A 26,967-nucleotide genomic window follows, 5' to 3' on the forward strand; every position below is an offset into this window, starting at 1 on the left:
ATCCTAAATACGATCCAACCTAAAACGGTTTTAATTTTGCAAATTATAACAAGTGAGAGTTAAGGGCGGATTAATCTAGGGGCAACAATTAATCCGTTTCCTAATTTATGAGATATAATCAATTATTTTTTAAGGCATCGCCCCATTCAAGGCGACGAGCTTGTTTAAATAAATCACCGTCACGGCGCGTAATTTGGCGTATTTCAGCATTGCCTTTATCAGTGCAAAGCTTAAAAGCAAAGCGGCCACTGCTTTTTTGTGGATGGCTTAAAATACGCGCTTCAATCGGTTGTGGCGCAAAATGCGACGCAACAAGATAACAAAACTTTTCATCCTCATAAGGGACTTCTGCTTGCTTGGTAAGGCGATGAAGTTTTGAGCGTGCGAGGCGCACCGAAAAATGACACCAATCCTCTTGAGTTTTGCTGTCAATTTTTTCATTTAACAGCGTTAAAGGGCAGGGGGCTGAATGCGCGCAAGGTGCAGCGATAAAGGCACCAAGCTTTTCAAGGTTTTGCCGCTGGCGTAAAATGCGTTTCCAACCAGCAGGCGTACCCGGTTCAATAATCACCAATGCACCTGCACATTTTTGCCAAAGACTGCCAATCAACCTATCTTGTTGGTCATCATGCAATTCATCAAGAACAAAACCCAAAGTGACAAGGTCAGCAATTGGCAAAGCGTCAAGAGCTGCTTGCTTGCTTAAATCTTCATGGCACCATGTAACCGTTTGATTGGCATTGCTCGTTTTTTGGCATAATTGCTCGCCAATTTTTTGGATGTCACCACTTTGCTCAAAAAGGCTTATAGTTTCAAGGGTTTCAAAAACTTCGCGCGCTGCGAAAAATACTGTTCCGGGTCCAGAGCCGGCGTCAAGCAAAGTTTTAGGGGCAAAATCTCCAAGCACAGCATAAGCTTCATCAAGCGCCTTATAGGCGGCGGCAAAGGTTGCCGGTAGCCGTGCAGCAATATAGGCTTTTGCCGCCATGGAACTATCAAGATGCATGCGGCCATCACGTGTTTCAGAACGATAACGCTGGCTCAATCGCTTTGAGGCATTGCTCAACTCGTTAATTGAAACATTGGCTAAAAGCTCTTCACCAGCTTGTCGCAGATCTGCAGGTAGTTCCATTTGGGTTTAAACTCAATTTTTTAAAATGAAATAGCTTAAGCTTCTGAAAGCACATTCAATAATTCATTGACACAATTAGCCAGTTTTTCATCAATTATATGAAGATATAGCTGCCAATCGTCAATATGGTTGATTTCATGTTTGCCATCAGAAATACCGCGCAAACCAATAAGCGGCAGATTAAATTGTTGGCATGCTCGCAATACTGCATAGGTTTCCATATCAACCATATCTGCATCAATTTCATTATAGGCAGTGCCTGAAACAACATTGCCGCCGGTTGATAGTCTGGCTTTTGGCAGGTTGTTTAAGAAGCATGGCAATTCTATTTCTTTTGGTAGGTCTAAAAATGGCGTTAAACCTTTTTCAACCCCAAATGCGCTTGCATCAATATCGCGCCAAGACACTGATGCGACTTGATAAATGCCCGTTTGCTGCAAATGTTGTGCGCCAGCAGAACCAAGAGAAATGACATAATCAGGTAAGCAATTTTGTGCACTTAAGTTAGATAATGCAATGGCTGTATTTACGGCGGCTTCAACCGGCCCAACACCAATAAAAAGTGGAGTAAAAATCTGTTTTAGTTTTTCCCCATATTCAGCTTGAGCTGCCATGAGAAACAGAAATTTTTTACCCGCTTTTTCAGTTAAGATTGCCTTTATTGCCATTATGCTTTCTTTTCAAGCACGCTTATATAAAACCCATCTGTCTGCGTGCTTTTAGGTGACAAAACAATACCATGTTTTGAAAAATGGGGCGATGGGCTTTTGGTGGACATGCGCTTTTGCCATAGACCTTGCATATCCATTTTTTGCAAATGGGGTTCACGTGCCAAAAGACTGGTTATTTGCTCATCATTTTCAGGCGCAAACAGTGAACAAGTGATATAAACAAGGCGACCATTATCTTTGACAAACTCAAGGGCATTATCAAGCACTTGGCGTTGCTCTTCGACGCGGCGTTCTAGCTGCGTTTCAGTAAGGCGCCATTTTGCATCTGGTCGGCGGCGCCATGTGCCTGTACCAGTGCATGGAGCATCAACCAATACGCAATCCATTTGGCCTTTTAATGGGGTTAATTCTTTAATATTAGCATGGGCTTGGCTATTGCGCACACCAGCACGGCGCAAGCGGTCAAAAATTGGGGCAAGACGACTTTTTTCTGCGTCATAAGCGTGAATTTGACCACGATTATCCATTTGGGCGGCAAGGGCCATGGTTTTACCACCGGCGCCAGCGCAATAATCAAGAATTTGTTCATGGCCGTCAGCATCAACCAAGTGAGCTGCAATTTGCGAGCCAAGGTCTTGCACTTCAAACCAACCTTTTTGGAACGCTGGTTCAGCTTGCACATTTGGGTGGCGACCTAGCCCTTCAATGGGGGCGATGCGAATTGCTTCATTATACCAATCTATGGATTTAGCTTGGGTATCGGCCAATTCTTTCAACACGCGTTCGCGATTAGACTTTAAACTGTTAACGCGCAAATCAAGTGGCGGGCGCTCGCCAAGGGCGGCGGCTTCTTTAATCCAATTAGCACCAAATAGGTCTTGGAAATAAGTTATAGACCATTGTGGAATATCTGCTTGTACATAATCGGCTGCATCAGCGATATTAGCATTTTGCCAATGGCTTCGTGTGCTATCATTCAATTGTTCAGGCGCAAAACGGTCATCATGTAACGCTTCATCAAGGGTTGCGAAATTCATGCCGCCTTCGCTCATTAAAGCGCCAAAGGCTAGTTTTTCAACACTATTATCGCCCATGCGATAAGCAATGGATAGACGGCGACGTAAAGCATCATAAACGATATTACCAATTGCGGCTCTGTCGCCAGATCCAGCAAAGCGATGGGAAAGTCCCCAATCTTTCAATGCGTCAGCTGCGGGACGTTTGCGCGTCTCAATATCTTTTAAAACTTCAATCGCTGCTTGAAGACGGCCGCCCAATCGCATTTTTTTATTCCTATTTTTATCAATGATGTGATGTTACTCGCATCACTGCTTTACGACTTACAAACCACGCATTTATAAAGTATTGCAGTTTATAATTTTTATTCATGCTTGCTATAATGAAAAAATGGAATAAGGGCAAGGGCTGAGAAATTGGTTATGGGTATCCTTTCTGCTGTGTAAAGGCTTTAGTAAATTATGCCTCCATAAATGCCTTTTGTTACAACACAGTCATGCATTTGTGCATTCATGGAGGCCTAGCTTTCAAAAACTATACTAAAAAGCGCGATTATAGGATTTTGGCACAAAATCTATAGGGCTAAAATCTGCACCTTTTTGATTATATTGGGCGTTTAATAGCCAATAGGGATCGCGTAATAAGCCTCTGCCGACCGCAATAAGATCAGCTGCATTGCTACCTAATACAAAATCAGCAACCTGCGGATCATCTAACATGCCAACTGCAATAACCGGCACGCCCGTTGCTTTTTTAACTGCGTCTGCAAGATATACCTGATAACCAGCATGAAAAGTTGGTGTATGGTTAGGGTCTAATTTGCCGTCTCCGCCGCCACTGACGTGAATAACATCTGCCCCAGCTGCAACAAATCGTTTGGCGACTTGGCATCCATAATCAACATCAAAACCATTTTCACCATATTCTTGTGCTGATATTCGTACAAAAAGAGGCATTTCAGCCGGCATGACCTCTTTTGCAGCTTTAATAACGCGCTCACCAAATAGCATTTTGTCTTTGCCATATTCATCATTGCGAAGATTCATTTTAGGCGAATAAAATTGATGAATGAGATAGCCATGGGCGCCATGCAATTCAATGGCATCAAAGCCAGCTTCAACAGCGCGTTTAACAGAATTGCGAAAAGCTACTACCAACTCATCAATTTCATCAAGGCTTAATGCGTGGGGCATTTGATAAGCCCATTTGCCATCCCCTGCGTCAGCACTTCCATCATATATCATGGCTGATGATGAAACGACATTAGCTGTGCCAAGCGCTTTGCGTCCTGCATGGGCAATTTGGATGGCTATTTTTGCGCCTTGTTTATGGGCAGCATCAACAATGGGTTTAAATGCATCTCTTTGTTCATCATTCCACAAGCCTAAGCAGTTGGGTGAAATACGGCCATTGGCTGCCACATTGGTCATTTCAACAATGATAAGCCCAACGCCGCCAACAGCGCGCGATGCATAATGAATATGATGCCAATCATTAGGTATTCCATCTTGCGCGTGGTATTGACACATGGGCGGCATAACGACGCGGTTTTTCAATTCAAGGTTTTTAATATTATATGCTGTGTTGAGATAACGCAATTTTGCCATTTGAATTAGTCCTAACTATCAATAAATCTGCTTGAAGCCTATCTTAGCTGCTGTTATCAGTAAAATAAATGATTTGTATAATTGGTATAAATATGGATAATATCAAGACGCTTGATCTTAATTTATTAAAAGCTTTAAATGCACTTTTAGAAGAATGTAATGTTACAAAAGCTGCCAATAAATTATCGCTGACGCAACCTGCGGTGAGCAGCATGTTAAACCGGTTGCGTGACAAATTTAATGATCCATTATTTGTAAGAAGCTCACACGGCATCGTGCCGACCAACCGCGCTTTAAGCTTGGCAGCGCCTGTAAAGCAAATTTTGTCTGACATTGATAAGCTTGTTCAACCGGTGGTTTTTGATCCAGCATTTTTAGATGTAACTTTTAAAATTGCCGCCAATGATAACGATATGCAGGTTATTGGACTTCCCTTTATTCTTGCATTAAAAAAAATTGCACCTCGGGTAAATCTTTCTTTTATTTCTTACCACCATGTTGATGTGCAATCGATGTTGGCACGCGGTGAACTAGATCTTATTTTAACTGACCCAATAAATTCACCACCATTATTACGCAGTCGTATTATTTATCATGAGCGTTATGTTTGTTTGATGCGTAAAGATCACCCTATGGCGCAAAAACAAAATTTGACGCTTGATGAGTTTTGTTCGCTTGAGCATATTTTGGTGTCGAATGATGGTGGGCAATTTTATGGTGTTACCGATGAAGCATTGGCAAAAATTGGTCGTAAACGCCGAGTGGCTTTATCGGTGACCAGCTTTTTAATGTTACCTAGTATTTTGCAAAAAAGTGATTTTATAACTGTTGCACCCGAACGGTTAGCGAAAACTTTTAGCAATTTGGCATTGCTGCCGCCTCCAGTTGAGGTTGGTGGTTATACAAAAATTATGGCATGGCATGAACGTAACCACCATGATCAGATCCAAAAATGGCTACGTAAACTTATGCTGCAATCCTTTATCGAGCAATTTAATCATGACGCGCATATCGTAGATGAATAGCATATCAAGCGATACAGACGCTTATTATAACAAAGCCATCACTTTGTAAGAGAAAATTAAAGGCAACGTTAAAGACTTGTACGGGCTTTAAGAGCCGCAGCAAGCGTGCCATCGTCTAGATAATCTAGCTCGCCGCCCACCGGTACGCCATGCGCAAGACGTGTTACTTTAATATTAAATTCTTCTATAAGATCCGTGATATAATGGGCTGTTGTTTGCCCTTCTACGGTGGCGTTTACTGCCAATATAACTTCTTTTACATTGCCTTGTGCAATGCGGCTTACTAAGGATTTGATATTGAGTTGGTCAGGCCCAACGCCATCAAGGGGTGATAATCTACCACCAAGGACATGGTATTTGACCGCCATTAAACCGGCGCGTTCGAGCGCCCATAGGTCGGAAACATCTTCAACAACGATTAAAATACCATCATCGCGCTTTGGATCACAGCAAATAGAGCAGGGGTCTTTCGTATCAATATTGCCGCAAACGGAACACACCTTAACATTATCGGCCGCATCTTGCATTGCTTTAGCAAGGGGCACCAATAAGGCCTCCTTTTTTTTCACCAATTGCAAGGCAGCGCGTCGTGCAGAGCGTGGCCCAAGTCCGGGAACTCGCGCCAATAATTGGATAAGGCGCTCAATTTCAGGGCCAGCGATTGTTTTCGACATAAATTTTATTCTCCATCAGCTGTAACTCAAATATAGGATGGACCAGGACATATCAAGAATATAGCTATAAAATTCACCGTTTTTAACTTTTTCTATCAAGTATCGCTTCCGCATCAAAAGCAGCTAAGACGTTGAAGTAAAGATATGGATTTACTTTTAATATATGATAATTTCAATGTTTGTTTGTTCTATAGTTGCTTGGTTGATTTTTTAAACAATAAAGATGATGGTGTTATTAAGCAATTGCTGAAGCAGTCGCTGCTTCATGCATCAAATTTTGCCTTTTTGGGCAGGTTCTTTCATGCCAATACAGTAATCAACAATAGCAATATGCAATTATTTAAATCATTTGATAAAGCTTGTCTTAGAGCCGTTAGGGTCAGGACCTATTAATTTAAATGAAATGGCACAATAAACAGCACAAATATACAAGGAGGAGAGCGAAAAGTGGGTGGTATACCCATTTGAGCTTTACGACGCAGTAGATTACAGCTGTTTTTGTGTCCTTTCAGGATACAAGTAAATTTTCACGATAACTTTGTCGAAGCCCCTTGAAAATATTCATATTTCTCGGCGGATCTTCTCACCTTTAATCTTTGGGTTCTCACAAAAATTTACTCATACCATTTCGTTCAAATTAATAGGTCCTGACCCTAATATTAAAGTCCACTCATATTTTGTTTAGTCTTGCAGATAGGATAATAGTTCATCATAACGGCTTTTGGTGATTGTAATTCCTTCACGTAAGGCTTTTTGGCGTTGTTGATAGCGCTTATCGCCAGGGAGGCGAACATTTTCACCGCTTTCGCGAATGAGGTCGAGAAGCTCTTTAACGCGCTTGCTAAAAACTCGGCCATTACCTCGTTGTGGATCGATAATAATAAAAAGTTGACCCGTTTTGGGCGTTTCTGCTCCTTGATAGTCTTTAAAATCGACCTCTGTAGAAAAGGCCCCGCCAGTAAGGGCCCCAGCCAATATTTCAACCATTAAGATAATAGCAGCACCTTTATGGCCGCCAAAGGGCAATAAAGCTCCGCCATCAAGAATAGCTTTAGGGTCATTTGTGCTATTGCCATTGCTATCAATGCCGGAATTATCAGCAAGCATGTGGCCTTTGCTTGCAGCAATGCGCGTGTCACCATTTGAAAGCGCGCTGGTTGCAAAATCAAAGACTAAAGGATCACTATTGGCAACGGGTGTTGCAAAAGCAAAAGGATTGGTACCGTAAATAGTCTTGCGACCTCCAGGGTGCACAACAACAGCAAGCCCTGCAACAAAACTTAATGCAACAAGCCCCTCGCGCGCAAAAGGTTCAACGTCTGGCCAAAGGGCACTTAAATGATGCGATGAAGCAATGGATAAAACGCAAACACCACTTTCTTTAACCTTTTGTAAAACAAGTGGTTTGGCCTTATCAAGCGAAACCTGCGCAAACCCATTATCAGCATCAACACGAATAAAAGATGCACCGCAATCTTCAATTTTAGGGTTGGCGTTTCCACTTACCCATCCGCATTTTAAGGAAGATAAATACCCCGCAACACGAAAGAGTCCATGGCTAAGAGTTCCATCTGCTTCACAGCTTACGCAGTTATCAGCAATTAGTTTTGCTGTATCTTTTCCTACATTAGCCTTTATCAAAATGCGTTTTACCAAGTCACTCAAATCTTCAAATGATAGTGTTACAGTTTGGTTTGGCATAGTTTTGTCCTAAAGCTTGCATGAGTATATCTACCTTTTAACCAACACACTAAAATGTTTCAAGTAAATGCTGGTTTACTCGTTGCTTTGTTTAATAAGGCATGATCTTTATAGGTGCTGACCCTTAGCCTGCACAAAAAATTCGTTGAAATAAGTGCTATTGTTGAATAGTATAAGCTTTGTGCCATCAACATTAAAAACGCAAATATTTTTCTTCATTGTCAAGAAAATGGAAACAAGTCGTTACGATTTATTAGCTTCACAAATTCTTCTATTGAGTTACTCTAACAACAAGTTATCGTAAACCAAAAGGAATTTTTTATGCGCCTTATCAAGACCCTTGCTACCGTTGCTCTTCTTGCTGTAAGCAGCAGCTTTGCGCATGCTGCTTCAATTGAGGCTCCACAAGGCAATTATTCTTTGGATCCAAACCACACTAATCTGCTTTGGAGTGTTTCGCACTTTGGCCTTTCAAATTACATTGCCCGCTTTGATAAAATTGAAGGTAACCTTGTTCTCGATCCAGCAGATGTTTCAAAATCAACTCTTGAAGTTACTGTAGATCCAGCTTCGGTTGACACCAATCACCAGTCGGAACCTAATAAGTTTAATGAAGAATTAGCTGGCGAAAAGTTCTTTGATGTTGCTCAGTATAAAACCATTACTTTCAAATCAACTGCTATTGAAGTAACTGGCGAAAAGACTGGTAAAGTAACTGGTGATTTGACATTCCACGGTGTAACCAAACCAGTAACTTTGGATGTTACCTTTAATACAGCTCTTACGCCGCATCCTATGACTAAAAAGGCAGCCCTTGGTTTTTCAGCTAAAGGCGTTATTAAACGCTCTGAATTTGGTTTAAGCGCCATGGTGCCAATGGTTAGCGATGATGTAAATCTGGTTATTGAAACCGAATTCCATCAGCAATAATAGTTTAATCCGCCCTATGTTTTAGCCAATTTGGCGCATAGGGCGGATTTTTATTAGAGCGTTTTTAAAAAAGTGTGAAGCGGTTTTCAGACAAAAAACGCGGTGTAAACAATAGATTTGAGCGCCGATCTGATCCAAACAGATCGAAATGCGCTCTAAGCATCTTGTGGTGCGGTTTCTTAATTAATTGCTATTTCTTATGCAGTCCGGCTGCAATAAGATCTTGTTTGCTGACATTGCCTTGTAGCGTGCAAGAAATAGTGACAACTTTTGGTTTTTTACGTTGCTCGATAATAAGCACTTTTTCAGCGACTTCTGGGCTTGGTATAGTGCCGTGCATTGCATTTCTATTTTGCTGCCATTTGCCATTTTTTCCAGTTTTTATCATCGGATTATAAATATAAATCTCTCTATCTTGAATAAGTTTTTTGTTTTTAGAAAGTAAAGAAATAATTTGTTTTAATGATTGAGGTGATTCAAACCCCCAATAATAATATTTGCCCTGTGGTCCGGGCATTCCTTGTTTCTTAAATAAATCAAAATCAGAATAATCAATCACAAATTTATTGATTTTTATACCTTCAGCTGTAGTATAATTTAAAGGTACGGATAAACTTCCCTTCGCTTCGATATTGGTCGTATTTAACTGATTGGAGAGGCCCTTGAAGCTCGGTATTTTTTTTATTTCCTAAAGAAACTGTTGTCGCATTGCATTAACGCGTCAACTGCTGATTGGGGAACCGGTTGGGCGTTTGCACTGCAAAACGCGCCTATAAAGATAAGTGCAAAAGCACTGGTCCAAATTTTCTTCATGTCGTCCTGCTTTAGTTGAAATAATGATATATGGGTAAAATAACATTCTAATCAGTCATTTTAATATATATTTTTTGAGTTCAAAATCACAAATCTTTGGTTTTATATTGCAATAGTTTTCGAGTTGATTTTGATGAAAATGAAATGCCTTCGGGATATAAAAGGCCACTTGCATTTCTTTATGGGTTTTAAAGAAATAGCTTTTTTCTATAATTTTAGATAATTTTTGTTTTATTTCGATAAAGTCCGTTGTAAAAGGCTTTTATGAAACATTATGGAAAAAGTATATTTATAATATGTAGCAGACGAATTGACGGGCGAATTAGTCGCCCGGCCTTTTATCTGGCCGATTAGGTCATGAAAAGGTCCGGGGATTTTTATGCCGTTTAATGGTGGGTAACCATTAAATATAGTCAGCGCTATTGCGCTTTGTTGCCAATTCAAATTTGCCTATATTGATCGTTTCAATATAATAAGCTTATTTCCAATTATATTGTCAAAAAGACAATCAGAAAGATTTTTCAATGACTGATACCAACCAGACAGTTGATTATTCCACCACGCTATTTTTGCCAAAGACCGATTTTCCCATGCGCGCAAGCTTGCCGCAGCGTGAGCCAGAAATTTTGGCAAAATGGCAAGAAATGAATCTTTACAAAGTGTTGCGTGAAGAAGCCAAAGACCGCCCCTTATATGTTTTGCATGATGGCCCTCCTTATGCCAATGGCAATATTCATATTGGCCATGCGCTTAATAAAATTTTGAAAGATGTTATTACCCGTTCTTATCAAATGCGTGGTTTTAATGCCAATTATGTCCCTGGTTGGGATTGCCATGGCTTGCCGATTGAGTGGAAAATTGAAGAAAAATACCGCAATGCCGGTAAAAATAAAGACGATGTTCCAGTCAATGAATTTCGTCAAGAGTGCCGCGAATTTGCAGCCCAGTGGATTGGGCTTCAATCAGAAGAGTTTAAGCGCCTTGGTGTCATTGGTGATTTTGAACAGCCTTATACGACTATGGCTTTCCACGCTGAAGCACGTATTGCTGGCGAACTGATGAAATTTGCTATGAGTGGCCAGCTTTATCGCGGTTCAAAGCCAGTTATGTGGTCGGTGGTTGAACGCACAACTTTGGCTGAGGCGGAAGTTGAATATCATAGCCATGTTTCTGATGCTATTTGGGTTAAATTTCCAGTTAAAAATACGCCAGCAGAAGATCTTAAAGACGCATTTGTTGTTATTTGGACAACGACACCTTGGACAATTCCTGGTAACCGGGCTGTTTCTTTTTCTTCAAAAATTGCCTATGGACTTTATGAGATTGTAGCGGCTGAAAATGATTTTGGGCCGCAGGCTGGCGAAAAGGTTGTTTTTGCTAATAATCTTGCACAAGCCTGCGCAGAAAAAGCAAAGCTTACCTTTAAAAAGTTGCGCGATGTCAATAGTGATGAACTTGGCGCAACTCTCCTATTCCACCCATTGCAAGGTTTTGGCGGCGGCTATGAATTTACTGTACCGCTTCTTGATGGCGATCATGTCACCGATGATGCAGGTACTGGCTTTGTGCACACGGCGCCAAGCCATGGTCGTGAAGATTTTGACATCTGGCTTTCATCAACTCGCAAATTGCAAAGTCTTGGCATTGATCCAAGTATTCCTTTCCCTGTTGATGATGGTGGTTTTTATACCAGTGACGCACCGGGCTTTGGCGCTGATCGTGAAGGTGGAGCGGCCCGTGTTATCGATGATAATGGCAAGATGGGGGACGCCAATAAATCAGTTATGGATGAGTTAATCGCCCGCAATCATCTTTTCGCTCGTGGCCGTATCACGCATGATTATCCCCATAGTTGGCGGTCCAAAAAGCCGGTTATTTATCGCAATACACCGCAATGGTTTGTCTATATGGACAAAGATCTTGGCGATGGAACAACATTGCGTAGCCGCGCCTTAAAGGCGGTTGAAGATACGCGTTTTGTGCCGCAAGCTGGCCAAAATCGCTTATATGCGATGATGAAAGATCGCCCTGATTGGGTGTTGTCACGCCAACGTACATGGGGCGTACCAATTGCTATTTTCGCCAATGAAGACGGCGAGATCTTACTCGATGCAGCAGTAAATTCACGCATTCTAGAAGCCTTTGAAGTGGAAGGCGCAGACGCTTGGTTTAAAGAAGGTGCGCGTGAACGTTTCCTTGGTAGCCGTGCAGGTGAACCTTGGCAGATGGTAAGCGACATTCTTGATGTTTGGTTTGATTCTGGTTCAACTCATACATTCACCTTAGAGGATCGTCCTGATCTTAAATGGCCTGCCGATCTTTATCTTGAAGGTTCAGATCAGCATCGCGGCTGGTTCCACTCATCAATGCTTGAAAGTTGTGCAACACGCGGTCGCGCGCCCTATAATGCGGTTCTAACCCATGGTTTTACCTTGGACGAAAAGGGCCGCAAAATGTCTAAATCTTTAGGCAATGTTGTTGCGCCACAAGAAATCATTAAACAATCCGGCGCTGATATTTTGCGTCTTTGGGTGATGAATACCGATTATTGGGAAGATCAACGTCTTGGTAAAAATACCATTCAAACCAGTGTCGACTCTTATCGCAAGCTACGTAATGTCATGCGGTGGATGCTTGGGACTCTTGCCCATGATAGCGGCGAAGATATTGCCTATGCGGATTTGCCAGAACTTGAAAAACTCATGCTTCATCGTCTTTATGAGTTAGACGAATTGGTGCGCACAGAATATGATGCCTTTGATTTTAAACGCATTAGTCGTGCCTTAGTCGATTTTTGTATTGTAGATTTATCGGCATTTTATTTTGATATCCGCAAAGATGCGCTTTATTGCGATGCTCCATCCTCCATTCGCCGTAAGGCTGCCCTGCAAACCGTGCGCCATATTTTTGAACGTATTGTTACTTGGCTTGCGCCTATGTTGCCGTTCACTTGTGAAGAAGCTTGGCTTGCTCATTATCCAAATGCAAAAACTGTGCATATTGAGCAATTTAGACAAACACCGGCAGAGTGGCGCAACGATGACGTTTCAGAGCGTTGGCGTAAAGTGCGCCATGTGCGTAAAGCGATTACTGGTGCCTTGGAGCTTGAACGCGCTGATAAGCGCATTGGTTCTTCGCTTGAAGCTGCACCAATCGTTTATATCAATGACGTTGAATTGTTGAAAGCAGTTGAAGGGCTTGATATGGCTGAAATTGCTATCACTAGCGATATCATGATCACGAATGCGCCTGCGCCTGATGACGCATTCCGTTTGGATGAGGTTGCCAATGTTGCGGTATTGCCGCAAAAAGCTACTGGCAATAAATGCGCGCGCTCATGGCGTTATACACAGGATGTGGGTAATGATCCCGAATATCCAGATGTCTCATTGCGTGATGCATTGGCATTGCGCGAGTTAAAAGAGTTGGGACTGTTAGCTTAGTAAAAACTTGTGTTGAAAGTTTAATCACTTTCAACGCATTTTGCCTTGCTGCTGCCAGAATTGTACCTTAAGCGCAATAAAATATGGCTTAGTGTAAGTGCCGGTATTATGGCGGGTTGCGCTAAGTTATGTGGGTGTATATTATAGTGGTTTTGTAGACGTAAACATGCAAGTGCATTAAAATCTTGCATTTTTGCTTTAAATTTGCGACATCTGCTTTGAATTAATTGGTTGCAGTATTATTTGTCAGATAATTTGCGTTACCTGTGATTGTAGAGTATTGCAAAATTTAGTAATGGTTTTATCGGCAAATAGTTGTTAGCATAGCTAAATATTATAGCGATTTATAGGCTATATATTCATATTCGGTTTGATATGATATCATATGAACACCGTATAATAATTAAAGAAATAGATCGTTTGATGCGAACGATTGGGTAGAAAATGAGTAGTCGTCTTTAATGGTTGTAAAACTGGCCCAAGATGATTGATCCTAAAAGGATGATGACTAAGGTGAGCAAACTAAAAACAGGTATTATCATTACTGGAACTCTAGTATTGAGCATTAGTGTGTCTGGCTGTGTCAGCGGCCCAACCTATGGTACGGATAAATCATCCGGCCAACAAATGGTCGATGATTTTTCAAACCTTTTTTCATTCCGCACCAGTAAAAACTCCGGTATTGAAGTAAAGCCACGGCCTGAACTTGTGCGCCCTAATGAAGCAACCAGAAATAATTTGCCTGCCCCTCAACAAAGTGTTGCAAGTGCAGGTTCACCAGACTGGCCAGAATCACCTGAGCAGAGGCGTGCACGCTTACGTGCAGAGGCGACCGCCAACCAAAACAATCCTAATTATGTATCACCGATTACCAGTTCACCAGGTAATCCAGAGCGCTATTTGGCGACGGGTATTGATTCTGCTGCAGAACGGGCGGATAGAATGCCTAATCAAACAACGGCTAAAAAGCAGCGTGAAGAATATCAGCGCCTTAAAAAAGAAGCCGGTGGTGGCAGCGCTACTCAGCGTAAATATCTAAGTGAACCGCCAATTGCTTATCGCCAGCCAGCAGCTTCGGCGCCGATTGATGAACAAGGGCCTGATGAAGCGCAAAAAGAGCGTGAACGTAAGGCTAAATCAGGCAAGAAAAGCAGCCTTTGGCCCTTTTAGGCGCCAGTAAAAATAATAGTTTTGAAGCCGGTTTGTTGCAGCAAATCGGCTTTTTTATAATTGAAAAAACTTATCATAGCTGCGGTAATAACCAATTAACCCTTATAGGTTCTGGTCCTAGATTCTTCATTCTGACGCTTGTTGTTAAGCAAAAGCTTAATCTATTGGTATTGGAGGTGCTTTAGACTCTCCAAACGGGGATTTGCTATTTACAAGTTTTAAAGTGGCATTCTAGCAAAACACATCGAGTTTGTGACTTTAAAATTTTTAATTCAATAGAGTATAAAAATAAGCGGGTACGCGTTTGTGCTAATGTTAGCTATATATTACCGATTAACAAAAAGCGCGACTCACCTTATCATGTATCATTTTGTACTATTTCGTTGCATCCAAGTTAAGATATTTAACTAAATTAGTATATTGACCTAGCTTCATGCATGTCGATTATATGGTATTTTATAGTTAAAAGACTGTTTTATTAACCCAATATCGGAATCTTTTATAAAACGGCTTCACACTCTTCCATAAATGCATTAGAAGCTTATATATATGAAAATAAGTACTAAATGTAAGAGATTTATCGCTTTATGGCAGACTTTGTAGGACTTTTAAAAAAAACCATAGACGCACAAAGCAATATGACGCCGCAGTTGCGGCAGCGTATTTATGAACGTGCAAAGGCCGCAGTTGAGCGTAAGCTTTCTGAAAGTCCGCTTGCGCTTGAGGTTGTCAATGAGCAGCGCGCAATCTTGCAACGCGCTATTGATGAGGTGGAGGCCTATTATCTTGCACAAGAAGGGCTTGATGAGCTTTTAGGTTTTTCGTTTGATGAAAGCGTTTCTCAAGAAGTTGACAGCGTTGAAAATCAAGCGGTACAACTATCGCACGAAAATCAGCAATATGAGCCGCCAATTAGCAAGCATAATGACAGTACCGAAACGCTAATTGAGCAGCCTTTGCAGGCAACATCACCCAGTATATTGCCTGAGCATGAAGGTTCAATAGAGCCATCCGTATTGCCTGAAGCGCCAGAAGGTGACTATGAAGGTCGCCCAGCACAAATTAGTGTTGATAGTCAATATGTTGACAGATCATTAGGTGAGGGTAACTTTAATGATTCTGCAGATTTAGCCTCGCAAAATAGCAGTCAATTTACACAAGAATCGCATAGCTTTGGCGCTGTTAATGAGCCAGCCGCAGGCGAAACTGTATCGGACTCATTTGTTTTGCCAATTGCAGATCAACATCGTTTAAGCAATTCCACAGAAACATCCCGCGTCTTTAGTGTTAATTCCAATGCAAACGAGCAAGCACAGTTTGAAGAAATTGAACGCCTGCGTGAAGAAGAGCGTCGTATTGCGGCCGAGCAGGCTTTAAAGCAAGCTGAAGAGCGAGCAAAATTTGAAGAAAATGAGCGCCTGCGTGAAGAAGAACGTCGCATTGCAGAGGAGCAGGTTTTAAAGCAGGCTGAAGAGCGCGCAAAGTTTGAAGAAAATGAGCGTTTGCGTGAAGAAGAACGCCGCATTGCAGAAGAGCAGGTTTTAAAGCAGGCTGAAGAGCGCGCAAAATTTGAAGAAAATGAGCGTCGGCGTGAAGAAGAACGACGTATTGCAAGTGAGCAGGCTCTAAAACAAGCTGAGGAACGGGCAAAGTTTGAAGAAAATGAGCGTAAACGCGAAGAAGAGCGCCGTATTGCCGAGGAACAGGCTTTAAAGCAAGCAGAAGAGCGTGCAAAGCTTGAGGCAGAGCAGCTTCGCCTTGCTCAAGAACAACTAGAAGTTGCTAAGCAAGAGGAACTAAAAGCTGAGCAACAGGCACAGCTTGATGCAAAGGCAAAGATATATATTCCCGTATCAGAGGCACCTAGTGATGCAGGGCTCGAAGTGTTGCCTTATGCAGATGATGCGGCATTAGCCACGAAAGCACAGGCTGAAAAGGAAGATCTAGCACAGCAAGCCAGTGAAGAACAGTTAGATTCAAAAGAAAACGCTGTTCTAGAAGTTGATGCGCGTCTTAGCATTGAGGGGGCAAGAACAATCTTGCCGCGTAAAACTGAAAACAGCAATTTTGATCCTTCCTCTTATCGGGCTTTTGACGGCAATCTTGATATCGCTGCAGAACGTGATATTGCTGGTTCACGTAAAGATATTTCGCGCGGCAAAAATGATGATATTATGCCTATGCCGCCATTGGTGCGCGCCACAGCTACAAAGGCCGAAACCGATAGCGATACGAATGATCAACGGGCATCATCATTTATAAATGATGATCTAAAGCTGAAAAGTGATGATAAAAGTTCATTAAAAATTGACGATATTTCTGCGCGTAAAGTGGACGATAATTTTGATCTGGTTTCTGATATATTTAACCAGTCAGCTCGGAAGGAGCAAAATCGCACACGCAGTCACATTGGCATTATCCTTTTTGTTTTAGTCATTATAATTGCAGCAGCTACAGCTGGGGTTTACTTTTATTTAGAAGGTAATAAGGCGCAAGAGGCAAGTGAGCCCACAACGCCGCCCGCAATTACCGATGCTGGTGGCAGTACTGGTGAAACAAAGCCAGAAATCATAACGCCTGATGTGCCGGCTGTTACAGATGCTGATAAAGCCTCTTTAGGTGATGAGCCAGTTGTGACGCCGCCTGAAGTTGCTGATCAATCAGAACAAAATTCACCAACCACACCTATAGCTGATAAAACCACAAAACGCCTATTGCCAGATGGTAGCGAAGTTACTGCTGGGCTTTCTGAGCAGGGGGCGGATACTGGTAGCGAGGGTACTTCATTAACCCAAGCCACTTCTATTGCACAACGCAGTGCAACAGCTAAATTTTATGAGCGGTCAACATCAATTTTGCCTGCTTCTGTAAGCCCAGGTATTGTTGATTGGAAGCTTATTCGCAATAAAGGCAAGAATGATGGTCCAGATGAGCTAGCTGTTCGTGGTGATATTATCATTCCAGAGAAAGATTTAACCGCCAAAATCACTATTCGTCCCAATGACGATCCATCGATTAATGCTGATTTTTTGATTGATCTTATTTTCATCGTTCCGGAGAATTTTGATGGTGGATCTGTGGCTGATATAGGAAGAGTCAAGTTTAAAGCTGCTGAAAACTCAACGGGTCAAGAGTTATCGGGAATGTTGTCCGCAAAAGTCGATGATAATTTCTTTGTTATTGCTGTCTCTTCTAATGCAAGTGGTAGTAATCGCAATCTTAATCTTGATGTGATGCGGCAGTTTCGCTGGATAGTTATTCCTGTAATATATGAAAATGGCCGTATCAGTGAGTTTGTTATCGATAAAGGTGATTTTGGTGATAATATCTTTAAGCAAGTTATTGATGATTGGATTGCCAAAGGACCATGGACGCAAAATGCCAACCGCGTAAGGGAAGGGGCAAGGTCTACAACAGGTGGAAGTGCATCACCTATACAAAATACGCCGTCAGTTGCAGCTCCTGCGCCTGTGTTGTTGCCACAAAATGTGCCTGTGCCTAGCACCCCAGCGACGGTTCCTGCTCCTGGCTCTGTACCTGTTCCTTCTGCACCACCAGTTCAATAATAAGCAATTTAAAACAATAAGTTTCAATCTTTAAAATAATAAGAGCGTGTTACCATGTTAGATTTGGATGGTAAAACGCTCTTATTTTATGTCTTTACTTATGTTTTGCCGCAAAGAAATTTGCGGCTTTTAGTAAGTGCCGACGAGGTAATATCGTAACACTGTGCGTTGTAATAAATGAGTAATACTATATTGTTCTAGAGAATCGCATATTTTATTAAAATCGCCCTTTGCCATAGTATTTCGTCGTAAAGCACTAAAATTTTGCTATTGTACAATAACTTTTGTTCCAGTTGGCGTATGGTTGTAAAGATCCATCACATCCTGATTGGTTAAGCGAATACAGCCAGATGATACATTGCTACCAATTGTCCACCATTCTGGTGTGCCATGTAAGCGGTAAATGGTATCGCGACCGTTTTTATATAAATAAAGTGCCCGCGCCCCAAGTGGATTATTAAGCCCCGGCTTCATGCCGCCAGCATATTGTCTTAGTTGCGGTTGTCTGCGTACCATTGATGCAGGAGGGGTCCAAGTTGGCCACTCCTTTTTTTGCCCAATATAAGCGGTGCCCGACCAGCGAAAGCCACCACGCCCAACGCCGATACCGTAGCGCATTGCTTTGCCATTTGGCATAACGCGGAATAAAAATTTAACTTGGGTATCTACGATTAATGTTCCAACTTTTTCTGTGGTAGGATAGTTGACCAGTTGGCGACGAAATTCAGGCTTTATTTTGCTTTGTTCTATAGCGGGTATTGTGTAGCCTGCGTCGCGAACAAGTGGATAAGTTGAAGTAACGCTTGTGGGACCTTCACTGGTTACACAGGCAGATGTTGCCAATGCACCGAATAATGCTAAGCTGCTGAATACTCGTTTCAGGTTCATTATATTATCCTATGTTAAATTGAAGTATGGTTTACTTAATGTATTGAGTTGTAACCATTGCACGACGTGTAGTTAGTTTAGTCTTTTATATTAAAAAATCTTGCAAATTTTGGCTTTGATGGTATTAAAGATTAACAATCATTTGTGTATATAAATATTAATATACAATTAACCTTAATATACTTTGCTTCATTTAAAAAATATTTTGTATATTATAATAATTTTTTGCACTATGTCTTTTGGCCATATATGATATTGCGGGCTTTCTCATAATATTAGTGCTGTTCACGTGTGATACATAGTTGCAATAATCTCAAAATAATATCATTCTTTTTTCTTATGTGAGTACAAGTATTATTTGGTAAGTATATTGAATATATAATTAATACTATAAATTTTAATTATAATTAGTTTATTTTTATATATATTTTATAAAATTATAGAAGGTAAGTAATTATATCGATATTAAATAATTTTTTATAATTATGTATTTCGTTTTTCAAAACATTACAGAAAGTTAATCTTTGCTAAAAGAATTATTGCAAATAATTAATGTATTTCTGTCGTCAAATCACTGTTTAGACTTATTAAAAACCTATTTTTGCCTTAATTGGAGTCAATGCTAAGGTAACAAAAGTTGTAAAAGACCAGCTTTAGATATTTAAAAACTGTTTAATTTTATGTGATGGAGTAAAAAATGAAAAAATTATTATTTTCTACCATGATGGTTGGTGCGCTTGCTTTACCAGGTTTTGCATTTGCAGCTCCTGATGCTCCAAAGCCTACACCACCCCATGCAGAACAAGCGCCGACTGACGCTGCAAAGCCAGTAGGGCCTGGTTCTCGTGAACATGTAGCGGGCCCTGAGCGCCATGCTTTGCGTATGGCCGAGCGTCTTGCTGCTATAGAAACTGCAATTGGTATTAAATCTGACCAGCTGGATAGTTGGCGTGCTTATACTGCGGCACTTATTGGTTTGATGCCTGAGCCGCCACGTGATGCTAAGCCACCGCGCGAAGGTGATGATGGAGAAGGTCCAAAAGAGCGCATTTTAGGTGAGCGCATGGCAGATCGCATGATTGAGCAGGCTGAAAAAGCAAAAGTATTTAAAAAAGCCGCTGAAGAATTGCGTGAAAAGTTAACCCCAGAACAGCTAACCCGTTTAAATAATTTGGCGCGTGAAATGCGTGCAGAGCATGACGGCGATAAAAAGCCTCACCATGCTGCGCCCGCCGGTGAACATAAGCCTCACGCTCAGCCTCATCATGGTAAACCTTCCCATCCTGAAGCAAAAAAGCCAGCAGATGTGCATAAAGCGCATTAGTAATTTACTAATTTCTCAGCTTAAGCTTGTGTAGTCTAGGGCTGAGCCTATACCCTGAAAACTCCTAATATAAAACCATGCATCTTCAATAAAGAAAATGCATGGTTTTATATGTTGGGAGTTTTAAAAATTATACAAATGCGATTTTCCAAAATAGTAGGCTGAAATAATTAAAAATTAATACTTATAGTGCTATTTCATGTTAGGTGAATGTGTCAATTGCTGTCGTGAGTGTACAAGAATGCACATGCTCAGTGATTATTGAAAATTATTAAATCAGTAATTCTTTAGCGTATAGATAGGGTTAGGCCTAATTTAAGTCTTAGCAAGTACGTCACGCAGGTGGGGGTTGCATTCCAATTCTCGCTCATAGGAAATTTGACAAGTCGCATAGGCTTCTTGGCGCTCTACATTCCAATAGCGTAAATCATCAAGCAGAATTTTTTCGCCACTAACGGCACATAAAACATAGGTTCCTGGAATTTCAATAACGTAATCGCCACCCTTATATTGAAGCTTAGCTTCATTCCCGCGTAAATTGTTAATATCCATATTAAATTCCTTTTAGGCGCAGTTTTTATGCTATCATTTTGTATTATCAATAGAATAATTTGTTCGTTTTGCAAATAGTTTTCTGGTCACCTATGTTTTAAAAGCAGCCAGTGCTTTTAAAAATCTGTAAAAAAATTTCAGTAATCGCTTATTGGTTCTAAAAACTGTTATTTTGATTAAAGCGGTAACTGCTTCAAATTGAAACATTCTTCATCTCATTAGAGGCTGTTACACAAGAAAATCAGTGTAAATTGATATTCTCACCTAGAATTGACTTTTAACCGTTCTAATTCTTTGACATTGTGTTAGAATAATTCTATGCATGCGCCTTTAAATAGGTACTTGCCTTGCTGGAATCTACGGTGAAAAAACTAAGGTTCAAGGATGCAAAGCTGAGCGCCGCAAAATAAAGCAATGTTTTGACAGCAGTTTGGTGAAGCTAAAAAAACAATAATTCACTAATGTGCTGATAGAGATGGAGGATATCCGCCATGAATTTTGAGATCTCGCGGCGCGCCTTTTTAAAGGGTGCAGGCGCGGGGGTTGCTGTAACAGCGCTTGGCGCGCTAGGTTTTGACGAGGCAGAGGCCGCTGTGCATAGTGCCATTCGTCCTTATCGACTAGCCGCCACTCAGCAAACCCGTAATACCTGTACCTATTGTTCTGTCGCCTGTGGTATTATCCTTTATGCTAAGGGTACTATGGAAAAGGGCGATGCTAAAATCGTTCATATTGAAGGCGATGTTGATCATCCAACCAATCGTGGTACTTTATGTCCAAAGGGTGCGGCGCTTTTCAATACGGTTAATGCGCCAACGCGCTTAACCAAACCAAAGGTTCGCAAACCGGGTTCTGATCATTTTGAGGATATTAGCTGGGGCGAGGCTCTGGATAAAATTGCTCGCTATATGAAAGATGACCGCGACAAAAATTTTGTCGAGAAAAATGAAAAAGGTCAAACGGTTAATCGTTGGATTTCAACTGGTTTTCTTGCAGCTTCTGCGACAACCAATGAAACAGCTTTTTTAACCTATAAGGTAGTGCGCTCGTCAGGCATGCTGGTTTTTGATAATCAGGCACGCGTTTGACACGGCCCAACGGTGTCCAGTCTGGGCCCAACATTTGGTCGTGGTGCAATGACGAATGCATGGACGGATATCCGTGCAACTGATCTTGCCATTATTATGGGCGGCAATGCAGCTGAAGCGCATCCTTGCGGCTTCAAATGGGTAACTCATGCTAAAGAGCATCGGGGTGCGAAGCTTATTGTTGTTGATCCTCGTTTTACCCGCTCGGCATCGGTGGCAGATTATTATGCGCCTATCCGTCAGGGCAGTGACATTGCATTCTTGCTTGGTGTTATCCGCTACTGCATGGAACATGATAAGGTGCAGTGGGAATATGTGCGCCATTATACCAATGCTGCCTTTATCATCAAAGATACATTTGAGTATAAGGATGGTTTGTTTAGCGGTTATGACGAAGAAAGCCGCAGTTATAATACATCTAGTTGGGCCTATGAAATGGGCGATGATGGCTTTGCAAAAATTGACGAGACATTGCAGCACCCTCGCTGTGTCTGGCAGCTTTTGCGCAAACATGTCGCACAATATACGCCTGAATTGGTAAACCGCATTTGTGGTACACCAACGGATAAATACCTTAAAATTTGCGAAATGATCGCAGAATGTTCAAGCCCAACCAAAAACATGACTTCCATGTATGCGCTTGGTTGGACGCAGCATTCTAAAGGCTCGCAAAATATTCGTACCATGGCGATGCTTCAGCTTATCCTTGGCAATATTGGTGTGCGTGGTGGCGGCATGAATGCGTTGCGCGGTCACTCAAATATTCAAGGTCTTACTGATGTTGGCTTGATGTCCAATCTATTGCCGGGCTATATGAATATTCCCAATGAAAAAGAGGTCGATTTAAAGACCTATCTTTCAACCCGCCAGTTTAAACCTTTGCGACCCAATCAGGTAAGCTATTGGAAAAATTACGATAAATTCTTCGTTTCCTTCCAAAAGTCAATGTGGGGCAAAGCTGCAACAAAAGAAAATGATTGGGCCTATGACTATCTGCCAAAGCTAGATATTGCCAATTATGACATTCTAAAAGCTTTTGAAATGATGGATAATGGCCAGATGACCGGCTATTTCTGTCAGGGCTTTAACGCGGTTTTATCATTCCCTAATCGCGCTAAAGTACAGCGTGCTTTGTCTAAGTTGAAATATTTGGTGGTGATGGATCCGTTAGAAACGGAAACTGCACGTTTTTGGGAAAATCATGGTGATTTTAACAATTACGACCCCAAAGATATTCAAACTGAAGTATTCCAATTCCCAACTAGTTGCTTTGCCGAAGATGAAGGCGCAGTGGTGAATTCTGGTCGTTGGTTGCAATGGCATTGGGCAGGCCAAAATCCTCCTGGTGAAGCAAAGTTTGATACTTGGATTATGGCACAAATTGGCTTGCGCTTGAAAAAGCTCTACCAAGAAGAAGGCGGTGTGTTCCCAGATCCTATCGTCAATCTTCATTGGCCCTATGAAGATCCGGAAGATCCGTCACCTCATGAGCTTGCCAAGGAAATGAATGGTTATGTCCTTGAAGACGTTTATGATGACAAGGACCCAACCAAGAAGATCCTTGAAAAAGGCAAACAAATTGGAGGTTTTGCGGCACTTCGCAATGATGGTACAACTGCAAGTGGTTGCTGGATTTATGCCGGTTCTTATACCGAGGACGGCAATATCATGGCACGGCGCGATAATACCGACTATGACAATGCCGGTCTTTATCAAAAATGGACTTTTGCATGGCCAGCCAATCGACGTATTATCTATAATCGCGCTTCTGCCGATCTTGATGGTAAGCCTTGGGATAAGGATCGTAAGATTATTGAGTGGGATGGTGAGAAATGGGGTGGTTTCGACGTTCCAGATACCACGCCAACTTCTGACCCACGCAGTGTCGGCCCATTCATTATGAATGCCGAAGGTAGTGCGCGGTTATTTTCATTGGCGGGTTTGCGTGATGGACCATTCCCTGTTCATTATGAGCCATTCGAATCGCCAATGACCAATTTGGTTGCTCCGCATATTCGCGGCAATCCGGTGGCACGCATATTTGAGAAAGATTTAGCACAATTGGGAGATCGTTCTGAATTCCCTTATGCGGCAACATCTTATCGCTTGACCGAGCATTTCCATTATTGGACTAAGAATAATCCAGTCAATGCTGCCTTGCAGCCGCAATTCTTTGTCGAGATTTCAGAAGAATTGGCGGAAGAAAAGAAAATTGAGCGCGGCGGTTGGGTGCGTGTATGGAATAAACGCGGCAGTGTCTTTGCTAAAGCTTTGGTAACTAAGCGTATCCGTCCACTCAATTGTGATGGTCAAAAGGTTCATGTCATTGGTATTCCATTGCATTGGGGCTTTGTTGGCGCGGCGAAAAAGGGCTTTGGTCCAAATTCGCTGACACCATTTGTTGGCGATGCCAATTCCAATACACCGGAGTTTAAGGCATTTCTTGTCAATATCGAGCCATCACGCGCGCCAGTTGATGTAAGTTAAGGAGGAAGTAAATGGTCAATATTAATCCTCCCAGCGAGGGACAGATAAAACCTAAATTTGGTCCTGATGATTACATAAAGGCTTCGGCATCAAGCTTGCCGGAGCCTAGCCGAAAGCTTGAAGAAATTGCAAAACTCATTGACGTGTCACGCTGCATTGGCTGTAAAGCCTGCCAATCAGCCTGTACAGAATGGAATGAGTTAACGCCGCCAATTGAAGAAAATGTCGGGTCGTACCAAAATCCTCATGATCTTTCGCCTGATGCTTTCACTTTGATGCGCTTTTCGGAGTGGATTAATCCAGAAACCGATCAATTCGAGTGGCTTATCCGCAAGGATGGTTGCATGCATTGCTCAGAGCCCGGTTGTCTTGCGGCTTGCCCGTCACCCGGTGCTATTGTACAATATTCAAATGGTGTCGTTGATTTCGTCCATGATAAGTGCATTGGCTGTGGCTATTGCGTTAAAGGCTGTCCATTTAATATTCCGCGCATTTCAAAAGTTGACCATAAGGCTTATAAATGCACTCTTTGCTCTGATCGTTTGGCTGTTGGTCAAGCACCTGCTTGTGCCAAATCTTGTCCAACTGAAGCCATTATGTTTGGTAGCAAGGGCGATATGAAAGCCCATGCGCAAGATCGAATTAAGGATTTGAATTCGCGTGGTTATGATAAGGCTGGCCTTTATGACCCGCAAGGCGTTGGTGGTACTCATGTGATGTATATTTTGCATCATAATGATCAACCCCATATTTATGCTAACTTGCCCGATGAGCCAAAAATATCGCCGATTGTTAAAACATGGAAAGGCATTTCCAAATATGTTGGTATTAGCGCGATTACAGGGGCTATTGTTGCAACTGCCGCCCATGCTTTGATGTTTGGTGCAAGCCGCGTTAAGAAAAAGGAAGAGATCGAGGCTAAAGAAGCCTTGAAGGAGGCCGAAGATGAAGCATAAATATTACGAAAAAGGCGATATCGTCACTGATGGTGAACCGGTTATTGTAAACCGCTATACCGTTGGTGCGCGGATTAATCATTGGATCGCTGCTGGTTCAATGATTTTACTTGCTTTAACTGGCCTTGCTATGTATTGGCCACCTTTGTTTTTTATTGCCCATCTTTTTGGCGGTGGTCAGGTCATACGCGCCATTCATCCCTTTATTGGCGTTGTGATGGTTTTGAGTTTCGCTGGCTTATTTTTCCGTTTTTGGCGTTTAAACATTTGGGAAAATTCCGATTTAAAATGGGCTATGCAGGTCCATGATGTTCTTGGCAATAATGAAGAAAATTTACCGGAAATTGGCAAATATAATTTTGGCCAGAAATGTATTTTCTGGGCAATGTCGATGGGTTTGATTATTCTTATCGTTTCGGGCTTTATGGTTTGGCAAGCCTATTTTGCGCAATATTTTAGCATTGAATTGCAGCGCTATGCCTTGCTTGCTCACTCGCTGATGGCAGTTATTATTATCGCAATCTGGATTTTCCACATGTATGCGGTTTACTGGATTCGTGGGTCATTAGGTGCAATGATAAAGGGTAAGGTAACTGGCGGTTTTGCTTGGCAACACCACCGTAAATGGTACCGTGCTATTATTGCCAATAAAGATCTTATTAAGGAGCCTGAAGAGCAAAACAAAACGACAAAGAAGTAAGATAATTTAAAGCACTTTACCTCGCTTAGAGTTAAAGTGCTTTAATCCTTTATAAAGTGGGTTTTCCAAAATTAAGCTTTATATGTTTTGATAGAATAGCAGTATTAAAACATGCTAGAAATATAGTACATCACTCTAACATCATAAATATTAGGGTCTAAGGGCCCATCTAATGTTTCACCAGCTAAAAAATTGGTAAATGACATGAATGAAAATTGATGGTAGCAATCATCATTGGCTTTGGCCAAGAAATAAGCATCTATTTCAAAGGAATAGAGAATTGGGTCTTTGTTAAGATATAATTCACGAACCTTTTTGTAGCATTGCTCTAAATCTTCATCCTTTTGCATCAAAATATGAATGACGATTCACTAAAATCATAATGTAATTCTAAATTTGATTTTTTCCATAGATCACCATTAAACCGTGATAATTCTTGCCTTAGGTCATCAACAGGTTTAAGCAATTTTTTAATAATAATATTATCATTCATCAGCAAGCTCTTTATTTGCCATTTAGAAGAGGGTTTGGGCAAAATTTAATGCGGCAATGATTGCAAATTATCGCTATTTAACCGCACCAACAAGCAAATCTTCTGGTTGTTCGATTGATACCCACTGACCTGTATTTTGGGTTGATTGGCGTTTAAGATAAAGATATTCAGTATCTTTCCAATTCAAAACCTTATCGCGTAAATTATCTAAAATAAAATCACCACGGTCAGTTCGAATGGTGAGAACTGAATGGCCTTCACCATCAGGCTTACGTACAACGGTGATAAGTAGGCTTGATAGGGGGATGCCGCGTTGGTGTAGCTCACGGCGCTTCAAAAGCACATAATCTTCGCAATCACCTGCATCAACAGGATAAGCCCAATATTCTTCCTTGCCGTAAAGTTCCATGTCTGTCGCTGGACGGATGCGGGTATTGACGTCATAATTGACAAATAAAATATTATCCCAAATTTCTTGGGTCAGTTTGATGGCAACAGGATTGCGGTCTTTTTGATTGCACTCTTTCGGCAATCTTTGGCAAAATTCATAATGGCCAATCGGTTGAGATGTAATGAAACCAGTTTTCATGAATGGGCTACTGGCAAGCGCAAGGCTACCTGATGTGAGGCAAAAGCTAGTGGCAAGCAGAGCAATTTGGCAGATTTTACGCATTACAACTTAACCTGTATTAAAATTCAAATCACTTCAACAAGACCATTTGGCAATAAG

Annotated in this window: 20 protein-coding genes; 9 read left to right on the forward strand and 11 right to left on the reverse strand. The window is 41.6% G+C overall.

The features are described from left to right. Positions 1-118: 118 nt before the first annotated feature. From N5852_RS02955 to N5852_RS02970, 4 genes are all read right to left on the reverse strand, one after another. Positions 119-1,132, reverse strand: coding sequence for a small ribosomal subunit Rsm22 family protein (locus N5852_RS02955; protein WP_262098933.1), 1,014 nt, complete (start codon positions 1,130-1,132; stop codon positions 119-121). A gap of 35 nt (positions 1,133-1,167) precedes the next feature. Then, positions 1,168-1,785, reverse strand: a complete 618-nt coding sequence (locus tag N5852_RS02960) for a 5'-methylthioadenosine/S-adenosylhomocysteine nucleosidase (RefSeq protein WP_262099671.1) — start codon at positions 1,783-1,785, stop codon at positions 1,168-1,170. Between the two features lie 14 nt (positions 1,786-1,799). After that, entirely contained in the window at positions 1,800-3,086 is a 1,287-nt protein-coding gene (locus N5852_RS02965; protein ID WP_262098934.1) for an RsmB/NOP family class I SAM-dependent RNA methyltransferase, read from the reverse strand. 273 nt (positions 3,087-3,359) lie between these two features. Further along, on the reverse strand, positions 3,360-4,427 hold the full coding sequence (locus N5852_RS02970; RefSeq protein WP_262098935.1) for an NADH:flavin oxidoreductase/NADH oxidase: 1,068 nt from the start codon (positions 4,425-4,427) through the stop codon (positions 3,360-3,362). Between the two features lie 92 nt (positions 4,428-4,519). On the opposite strand from N5852_RS02970, the gene N5852_RS02975 reads away from it, so the two are divergent. Then, positions 4,520-5,452, forward strand: coding sequence for a LysR family transcriptional regulator (locus N5852_RS02975; RefSeq protein ID WP_262098936.1), 933 nt, complete (start codon positions 4,520-4,522; stop codon positions 5,450-5,452). 68 nt (positions 5,453-5,520) lie between these two features. Here N5852_RS02975 and recR read toward each other — a convergent pair whose 3' ends face one another. Further along, positions 5,521-6,126 carry a recombination mediator RecR gene (recR, locus tag N5852_RS02980; RefSeq protein ID WP_262098937.1) on the reverse strand — a complete coding sequence of 202 codons (606 nt, stop codon included), beginning with the start codon at positions 6,124-6,126 and terminating at the stop codon, positions 5,521-5,523. Between the two features lie 681 nt (positions 6,127-6,807). Then, entirely contained in the window at positions 6,808-7,827 is a 1,020-nt protein-coding gene (locus tag N5852_RS02985) for an Ldh family oxidoreductase (protein ID WP_262098938.1), read from the reverse strand. Between the two features lie 321 nt (positions 7,828-8,148). Here N5852_RS02985 and N5852_RS02990 point away from each other — a divergent pair, with 321 nt between their 5' ends. Beyond that, positions 8,149-8,757 (forward strand): YceI family protein, encoded by a 609-nt coding sequence (locus N5852_RS02990; protein WP_262098939.1) that lies wholly within the window; start codon positions 8,149-8,151, stop codon positions 8,755-8,757. Between the two features lie 190 nt (positions 8,758-8,947). Here the strand turns inward: N5852_RS02990 and N5852_RS02995 are convergent, their stop codons facing one another. Continuing rightward, positions 8,948-9,316: a hypothetical protein gene (locus tag N5852_RS02995; RefSeq protein WP_262098940.1), complete on the reverse strand. Its 369-nt coding sequence runs from the start codon at positions 9,314-9,316 to the stop codon at positions 8,948-8,950. Positions 9,317-10,094: 778 nt separating this feature from the next. Between N5852_RS02995 and ileS the strand changes: the two genes are divergently transcribed. The 3 genes from ileS (at position 10,095) to N5852_RS03010 (ending at position 17,749) form a co-directional block, all read left to right on the forward strand. After that, positions 10,095-13,013: an isoleucine--tRNA ligase gene (gene ileS / locus N5852_RS03000; protein WP_262098941.1), complete on the forward strand. Its 2,919-nt coding sequence runs from the start codon at positions 10,095-10,097 to the stop codon at positions 13,011-13,013. Positions 13,014-13,526: 513 nt separating this feature from the next. After that, positions 13,527-14,183 carry a hypothetical protein gene (locus N5852_RS03005; RefSeq protein WP_262098942.1) on the forward strand — a complete coding sequence of 219 codons (657 nt, stop codon included), beginning with the start codon at positions 13,527-13,529 and terminating at the stop codon, positions 14,181-14,183. Between the two features lie 587 nt (positions 14,184-14,770). Beyond that, a complete protein-coding gene (locus N5852_RS03010) occupies positions 14,771-17,749 on the forward strand; it encodes a hypothetical protein (RefSeq protein WP_262098943.1) in 2,979 nt (992 codons plus the stop codon). A 267-nt stretch (positions 17,750-18,016) separates the two neighbouring features. Here N5852_RS03010 and N5852_RS03015 read toward each other — a convergent pair whose 3' ends face one another. Next, positions 18,017-18,637, reverse strand: coding sequence for a L,D-transpeptidase (locus N5852_RS03015; RefSeq protein WP_262098944.1), 621 nt, complete (start codon positions 18,635-18,637; stop codon positions 18,017-18,019). A gap of 697 nt (positions 18,638-19,334) precedes the next feature. Here N5852_RS03015 and N5852_RS03020 point away from each other — a divergent pair. Beyond that, positions 19,335-19,961: a Spy/CpxP family protein refolding chaperone gene (locus N5852_RS03020; protein ID WP_262098946.1), complete on the forward strand. Its 627-nt coding sequence runs from the start codon at positions 19,335-19,337 to the stop codon at positions 19,959-19,961. A 315-nt stretch (positions 19,962-20,276) separates the two neighbouring features. Here the strand turns inward: N5852_RS03020 and N5852_RS03025 are convergent, their stop codons facing one another. Beyond that, positions 20,277-20,513 (reverse strand): DUF2093 domain-containing protein, encoded by a 237-nt coding sequence (locus N5852_RS03025; protein ID WP_262098947.1) that lies wholly within the window; start codon positions 20,511-20,513, stop codon positions 20,277-20,279. A 491-nt stretch (positions 20,514-21,004) separates the two neighbouring features. On the opposite strand from N5852_RS03025, the gene fdnG reads away from it, so the two are divergent. From fdnG to N5852_RS03040, 3 genes are read left to right on the forward strand one after another with little or no spacing between them, the layout of a single operon-like run. Beyond that, positions 21,005-24,088 carry a formate dehydrogenase-N subunit alpha gene (gene fdnG / locus N5852_RS03030; RefSeq protein ID WP_262098948.1) on the forward strand — a complete coding sequence of 1,028 codons (3,084 nt, stop codon included), beginning with the start codon at positions 21,005-21,007 and terminating at the stop codon, positions 24,086-24,088. 11 nt (positions 24,089-24,099) lie between these two features. Continuing rightward, complete coding sequence (gene fdxH / locus N5852_RS03035) at positions 24,100-25,044, forward strand: formate dehydrogenase subunit beta (protein ID WP_262098949.1); 945 nt, start codon at positions 24,100-24,102, stop codon at positions 25,042-25,044. Then, the gene (locus tag N5852_RS03040) at positions 25,034-25,744 is read left to right on the forward strand and encodes a formate dehydrogenase subunit gamma (RefSeq protein WP_262098950.1); all 711 of its coding nucleotides are present in this window, start codon (positions 25,034-25,036) and stop codon (positions 25,742-25,744) included. The genes fdxH and N5852_RS03040 overlap by 11 nt, the downstream gene beginning before the upstream one ends. A gap of 104 nt (positions 25,745-25,848) precedes the next feature. Here N5852_RS03040 and N5852_RS03045 read toward each other — a convergent pair whose 3' ends face one another. Beyond that, the gene (locus N5852_RS03045) at positions 25,849-26,094 is read right to left on the reverse strand and encodes a hypothetical protein (protein ID WP_262098951.1); all 246 of its coding nucleotides are present in this window, start codon (positions 26,092-26,094) and stop codon (positions 25,849-25,851) included. A gap of 216 nt (positions 26,095-26,310) precedes the next feature. Next, complete coding sequence (locus N5852_RS03050) at positions 26,311-26,910, reverse strand: transglutaminase-like cysteine peptidase (protein WP_410004227.1); 600 nt, start codon at positions 26,908-26,910, stop codon at positions 26,311-26,313. Positions 26,911-26,967: the final 57 nt, after the last annotated feature.

Source organism: Bartonella sp. HY328 (genome assembly GCF_025449335.1).
In the GTDB taxonomy this organism is placed as follows: domain Bacteria; phylum Pseudomonadota; class Alphaproteobacteria; order Rhizobiales; family Rhizobiaceae; genus HY038.

What these genes read in the sequence shown, in the direction of transcription:
- N5852_RS03020 (WP_262098946.1), top strand. Translation starts at nt 19,335, where the DNA reads ATGAAAAAATTATTATTTTCTACCATGATGGTTGGTGCGCTTGCTTTA.
- N5852_RS03010 (WP_262098943.1), top strand. Translation starts at nt 14,771, where the DNA reads ATGGCAGACTTTGTAGGACTTTTAAAAAAAACCATAGACGCACAAAGC.
- N5852_RS02970 (WP_262098935.1), bottom strand. Translation starts at nt 4,427, where the DNA reads ATGGCAAAATTGCGTTATCTCAACACAGCATATAATATTAAAAACCTT.
- ileS (WP_262098941.1), top strand. Translation starts at nt 10,095, where the DNA reads ATGACTGATACCAACCAGACAGTTGATTATTCCACCACGCTATTTTTG.
- recR (WP_262098937.1), bottom strand. Translation starts at nt 6,126, where the DNA reads ATGTCGAAAACAATCGCTGGCCCTGAAATTGAGCGCCTTATCCAATTA.
- N5852_RS02955 (WP_262098933.1), bottom strand. Translation starts at nt 1,132, where the DNA reads ATGGAACTACCTGCAGATCTGCGACAAGCTGGTGAAGAGCTTTTAGCC.
- N5852_RS02975 (WP_262098936.1), top strand. Translation starts at nt 4,520, where the DNA reads ATGGATAATATCAAGACGCTTGATCTTAATTTATTAAAAGCTTTAAAT.
- fdxH (WP_262098949.1), top strand. Translation starts at nt 24,100, where the DNA reads ATGGTCAATATTAATCCTCCCAGCGAGGGACAGATAAAACCTAAATTT.
- N5852_RS03040 (WP_262098950.1), top strand. Translation starts at nt 25,034, where the DNA reads ATGAAGCATAAATATTACGAAAAAGGCGATATCGTCACTGATGGTGAA.
- N5852_RS03015 (WP_262098944.1), bottom strand. Translation starts at nt 18,637, where the DNA reads ATGAACCTGAAACGAGTATTCAGCAGCTTAGCATTATTCGGTGCATTG.
- N5852_RS02990 (WP_262098939.1), top strand. Translation starts at nt 8,149, where the DNA reads ATGCGCCTTATCAAGACCCTTGCTACCGTTGCTCTTCTTGCTGTAAGC.
- N5852_RS02965 (WP_262098934.1), bottom strand. Translation starts at nt 3,086, where the DNA reads ATGCGATTGGGCGGCCGTCTTCAAGCAGCGATTGAAGTTTTAAAAGAT.
- N5852_RS02985 (WP_262098938.1), bottom strand. Translation starts at nt 7,827, where the DNA reads ATGCCAAACCAAACTGTAACACTATCATTTGAAGATTTGAGTGACTTG.
- N5852_RS03050 (WP_410004227.1), bottom strand. Translation starts at nt 26,910, where the DNA reads ATGCGTAAAATCTGCCAAATTGCTCTGCTTGCCACTAGCTTTTGCCTC.
- N5852_RS03045 (WP_262098951.1), bottom strand. Translation starts at nt 26,094, where the DNA reads ATGCAAAAGGATGAAGATTTAGAGCAATGCTACAAAAAGGTTCGTGAA.
- N5852_RS03025 (WP_262098947.1), bottom strand. Translation starts at nt 20,513, where the DNA reads ATGGATATTAACAATTTACGCGGGAATGAAGCTAAGCTTCAATATAAG.